This window comes from Streptomyces bobili (assembly GCF_002154575.1).
GTDB classification, from domain to species: Bacteria; Actinomycetota; Actinomycetes; order Streptomycetales; family Streptomycetaceae; genus Streptomyces; species Streptomyces bobili.
This window is the reverse complement of record NZ_MUBA01000635.1, coordinates 1-2,451: the sequence shown is the minus strand read 5'-3', so window position 1 is coordinate 2,451 and position 2,451 is coordinate 1. Positions and strand designations below refer to the sequence as shown.

The window sequence follows — 2,451 nt, the reverse complement described above, 5'->3', positions numbered from 1 at the left end:
CCCCTCCCCCGGCCGGTTCGCCGTTTCGCTCACGGAGGTGCCCTCCGGGCTGACAGACTCCGGAGGTGCCCGACTTCGACATGCTCGTCCTCGGATCCGGCCCCGGCGGCCAGAAGGCCGCCATCGCCGCGGCCAAACTCGGCCGCCGCGTCGCCGTGGTCGACCGCCCCGACATGCTGGGCGGTGTCTCCCTCCACACCGGCACCATTCCCTCCAAGACCCTGCGCGAGGCGGTGCTCTACCTCACCGGCCTGACCCAGCGCGACCTCTACGGGCAGAGCTACCGCCTCAAGGAGGACATCACCGTCGCCGACCTGACCGCGCGCACCCAGCACGTGGTGAGCCGGGAGACCGACGTCATCCGCAGCCAGCTGTCCCGCAACCACGTCGCCCTGTACTCGGGCACCGGCCGGTTCGTCGACGAGCACACGGTCGCCCTGCGGGAGGCGGGCGGACAGGAGCGGCTGCTGAGCGCCGGGCACATCGTCATCGCCACCGGCACCCGGCCCGCCCGGCCGGAGAGCGTGGAGTTCGACGGCCGGACGATCCTCGACTCCGACAACGTCCTCACGATCGAGCGGGTGCCGCGCTCGATGGTGATCGTGGGCGCCGGCGTCATCGGCATGGAGTACGCGTGCATGTTCGCCGCCCTGGGCAGCAAGGTCACGGTGGTGGAGCGGCGGGCCGGGATGCTCGACATGTGCGACGTCGAGGTCATCGAGTCGCTCAAGTACCATCTGCGCGACCTCGCGGTCACGTTCCGCTTCGGGGAGACCGTGGCCGCCGTCGAGCGGCATCCGCGGGGCACGCTGACCGTGCTGGAGAGCGGCAAGAAGATCCCCGCCGACGCCGTGATGTACTCGGCGGGCCGCCAGGGCCTCACCGACGAACTGGCCTTGGAGAAGGCCGGGTTGGCGGCGGACGCCCGCGGGCGGATCACGGTGGACGAGCACTACCGCACGCAGGTGCCGCACATCTACGCCGTCGGTGACGTGATCGGCTTCCCGGCGCTGGCCGCGACCTCGATGGAGCAGGGCAGGGCAGCCGCGTACCACGCGTGCGGCGAGCCGGTCGGACGGACGCACCGGCTCCAGCCGATCGGTATCTACACCATTCCGGAGATCAGCTTCATCGGCCGGACCGAGGACCAGCTCACCGAGGACCGGGTGCCGTTCGAGGTGGGCGTCGCCCGCTACCGCGAACTGGCCCGCGGGCAGATCATCGGCGACGCGCACGGCATGCTCAAGCTGCTGGTGTCCCCCGAGGACCGCACCCTGCTGGGGGTGCACTGCTTCGGCTCCGGGGCGACCGAGCTGATCCACATCGGCCAGTCGGTGATGGGCCTCGGCGGCACGGTCGACTACCTGGTCGACGCGGTCTTCAACTACCCGACGCTCGCCGAGTCGTACAAGGTCGCCGCCCTCGACGCCACCAACCGCCTGCGGCAGTTGGACCGTATCGGGGACTGACTGGACACGTCCTTCAGGGGGCCCGCGGCCCGTCCCGCCCATGTGGACGATGCGGGCCGTCAGCGGGACACCGCGGCGGGCGGCTTCGACGATTGGCAGATCGGGGCCGCCGATGTGCCGGTTCTACCGCGTGTCTCTGGCCGGGATCTGTCAAGTGCCCCTGCCGCGACAGCGGCGACCGCACCGGCGGGTGGGCCGCTTCGGGCCGTGCGTGACCTGCTTCCAGTCGTGCGTGACCTGCTTCTAGGGGAGGCTGTCGTCGTCCACCACGTGGACGGCGGCCTCCTCCGCGCCCGCCGCGCCGCCGTCGATGCCGACGTCCTCGGCGATCTCCTCCTTGGTGGCGTCCGTACGCGCGCCCTCGTCGGGGGCGACCAGGCGGCCGGCCCGCTCCTCACCCGCCTCGGGGTCGACCGGTTCGCCCTCGCCGCGCGGAAGGTCGCCGATGCCGTCCCCGGCGGGCTCGGACACGTCCGGGACCTCCTGGGCGAGGCGCTGGTCGAGGGTCTCCCCGTCGTGCTGTTCACCCGCGGTGGTGCCGTGCTTGGTGACGCCGAGCGGCTTCTCCGGCGGGGAGTAGCCCTCGTCCAGGATGTCGTCGTAGGTCCGTTCGTCGAGCGCGTCCTGGAGATCGAGCGGGGCGGCGTCCTCCTGCTCCTCGTTGCTGCCGGTGGGCTGGTAGGCGTCGTCGGCGGTCGTCTCGGGCTCGCTGCCCATGGATGCCTCCCTGGATGCTGTCCGGCTGCGCTGTCCCCGTCCGCGTATCCCGTCGAGCGCGCCCCAAAACCGTGGCACATGCCAACCGCACGAGCGGATACGGACGTTACCCGTCCGTCAATCTTGAAAGGTCAAACGGTGCGGCTATCATCACTCGCACACTCCGTGTGACCGGCCCCCGACGCAGAGGTGGGACGGTATCCACCACGCCGTTTCCCGCCCGCACCGCGAGGCCATCCCCCGCCGGTGCGCGGCGGTGCACCAC

The 2,451-nt window shown here is 71.3% G+C and carries 2 protein-coding genes; one reads left to right on the top strand and one right to left on the bottom strand.

Annotation, left to right across the window (positions count from 1 at the left end; all coding sequences use genetic code 11):
- Window positions 1–65 precede the first annotated feature (65 nt).
- On the top strand, window positions 66–1,469 hold the full coding sequence (gene sthA, locus BZL64_RS35235) for a Si-specific NAD(P)(+) transhydrogenase (RefSeq protein WP_086773127.1): 1,404 nt from the start codon (window positions 66–68) through the stop codon (window positions 1,467–1,469).
- A 243-nt stretch (window positions 1,470–1,712) separates the two neighbouring features.
- Here sthA and BZL64_RS35230 read toward each other — a convergent pair whose 3' ends face one another.
- Window positions 1,713–2,186 (bottom strand): DUF5709 domain-containing protein, encoded by a 474-nt coding sequence (locus BZL64_RS35230; protein ID WP_086773126.1) that lies wholly within the window; start codon window positions 2,184–2,186, stop codon window positions 1,713–1,715.
- Between the last annotated feature and the right edge of the window lie 265 nt (window positions 2,187–2,451).